This is a genomic window from Pseudoalteromonas sp. SR45-5 (assembly GCF_014163565.1).
GTDB lineage: Bacteria > Pseudomonadota > Gammaproteobacteria > Enterobacterales > Alteromonadaceae > Pseudoalteromonas > Pseudoalteromonas distincta.
In genome coordinates, this window is sequence record NZ_JACJDN010000541.1 from 1 (window position 1) to 2,716 (window position 2,716).

A 2,716-nucleotide genomic window follows, 5' to 3' on the forward strand; every position below is an offset into this window, starting at 1 on the left:
ACGTTATTACCTTCAACATTTACGTTATTCATGGCTATTGTGACATTACCTTTACGCTGCGCGTTATGTATTTCGTTATGGCTATAACTGTCACTCATCATCATTGGATAATGATTTGGCATAAAGCTACTAACAGCATCACCTTGCGATTTTAAATGGCCATCTGTATCAATACTGCTGCTACAACTTCCAAACGAGCCAGCCGAACTTGCACCACATGAAGAGTGCGATGCTACAACCGAATCATCATTACCTTTTAAAAATCCACCTGTTAAACCTAAATACGCATTACCATCTGCCACAAAGCGTAATCTAGGTGTACGTGCATCAGGAAATGGCGATATTTTACGGGCATTATTCACTTTTAAATCGTGTAATACACCAACAGCTTCGGTTACATCGCTCCCTAGCCACCATTTGAGTGCTGCATCGACCGCAAAGTTCCATGATGCGCCAGTTAAAGCACTAACGGCTACATCTGCAAGCTCACTTCCACCACCCGCGCCTGCTAAATCAAACGTCGCAACAATATTAAGCGGCTGTAAGCCTGCGTTTTCTAACCAGTTTTCTTGGTTATCAATAATATGGCGTGCAACTAAGTCGCCTGTTGAATGTGTTACAAATACACAGCCATCACTGCATAAATTAGAGCGTGAAATTTGCTTTAACTTTGGCCACACCCAATCGGTAGCAATTTTACCTTCAATTCGCTCATAAGCAGGCCAATCAATTCGCTCATCTGCACGATTATTCCAGTACGATTGCCAATATGTTTCACCGTCATTAATTACATCACTACCCGACTTATTGGTTATTTGCGAAGTTTGTAACCCGTGAATTAATATAATTTTGTAGTCTTTACTCGCAGCAGAAAAGCTCATTAGCATAGCAAGCCCAGCACCAATTAGGTGACTTGGTTTAATTAATGTGTGTGTGCGCTTAGTGTTGTTCATACAATTCCTTAATGTTATGTACGTAATATTTTATTATCATTTAAGGTATTCATACTAGGGCTTGTCAGCCTTGGCGTTCACCAGTATTAGGAACAAAGAACAAAAATGCAACAACTTATTATCATTTATAGGGGTGAAGAAACTTATTACCTATTATTTAATGGGTTAAAAAAGAATAGTTGTTAAATTTAAAATTATCAGGGGTGTTTCGAGAGTAATATTGAGGGGGTAGGTTGAGCGGGTACCGGTAAAGGTGCCCGCTTTAGAATAAGGACGTAACTAATCTAGCCGTTAGCTTTAAGTTCACTGGTAAATTGCCCAATCGCATTTACAACTTCTTGTGCGCCTTGCTGAATTTCCTGCATCACATCACCCGACTCTTTAGATAGTGCTAAACCTTGCTCTGCTTTTTCTTTACCTTTTTCTATTACAGCCACCGTATTTTGGGTTTGTGATTGGTTACGCTGTACTACTTCTACTATTTCTTCTGTTGCTTTTGATGTACGCGATGCAAGCAGTCGAACCTCGTCTGCAACCACAGCAAAGCCTCGACCTTGCTCGCCAGCTCTAGCCGCTTCAATTGCGGCATTTAATGCTAACAAATTGGTTTGCTCTGCAATACTACTAATACTTTGTACAATACTCGATATTTGTTGCGACTGCTGATCAAGAGCTGAAATTTCACTTGCAGCTTGCTCCATGTTAATAGCAAGCTCGGTCATTACTGTAACCGTATCTTGTATAACGCTCGCGCCTTGCTCTGCTTTTTTATCAGTTTGGGTTGAGGTGCTATAAGCAATTTCGGCAGCCTGAGATATCGCAATTTCTTGATTTACTTGCTCTGTAATAACTGTTGCAAACTTCATTACTTTATAAAGCTCATTCGCGTCATTTGAGATTGGGTTATATGACGCTTCTAACCATACAACATTGCCGTATTTATCAACACGCTTAAAGCGCTCCGCTATAAACTGTCCTTCTCTTAATTTAGCCCAAAACTGTTGATACTCTTGGGAATTATACTCTGAAGCTTCACAAAATGTGCGATGGTGTTTTCCTATTAATTCACTTTCTTGATAACCCATTGCTGATAAAAACTGCTCATTTGCTTTTAAAACATGGCCTTCTAAATCAAATTCAATTACTGCCATAGAGCGATATATCGCTTTGATAGTGTCGCTTTGCTCGCGGGAAGCCGTAATTGTTTTTGTAAGCACACTCCCGAATATAGAAAAATAGAGCAACTGATCTTGCTCCCCTTTTACAGGATGTACTATTAAACGTAACCATTCAGCTTTACCATCACCGCGCGCAATTTGTAATGCACCGCCCCAATGTCCTTCTTTTTTTATAGCTTGCTGTAGGCTTTTAAATTCTGAAGATTGACGAGATGACTCAGTAATAAAATCATCAAAAGAGTTATTAGTAAGATCGTCTTCGTTGTAGCCTAAGTTTTCTAAAAACCTATCATTGGCGTGCGAAATACGCCCATCATAAAGAATATTAACAACTAACATCTCTCGGTAAAGCCCTTCCCACACTTGTTGTAACGGATAGAGTTCTGCTTTTAAAGAGGCTATTTCATTTTGCTTATTTTTAGAAAAAAACATTAATATCCTTAATTGGGCGTGTTGACCTTTGTGGATTGAAATTTGTTCAATCTAGGGGCGATTAAATCACGGCGCGAGGTTTGTAACCTAGTGGGCTCGATAACTGCTCCTGCGTTATTCTAATGGCTTACATCCATGTAAGAATAAGTAAAA

2 protein-coding genes are annotated in these 2,716 nt (G+C 39.5%); both read right to left on the reverse strand.

The window, feature by feature from the left end:
- A partial coding sequence (locus H5072_RS16250; protein WP_182694116.1) for a hypothetical protein occupies positions 1–953 on the reverse strand: 953 nt, incomplete at its 3' end.
- 284 nt (positions 954–1,237) lie between these two features.
- Positions 1,238–2,563: a PAS domain-containing methyl-accepting chemotaxis protein gene (locus tag H5072_RS21505; RefSeq protein WP_182694117.1), complete on the reverse strand. Its 1,326-nt coding sequence runs from the start codon at positions 2,561–2,563 to the stop codon at positions 1,238–1,240.
- Positions 2,564–2,716 lie beyond the last annotated feature (153 nt).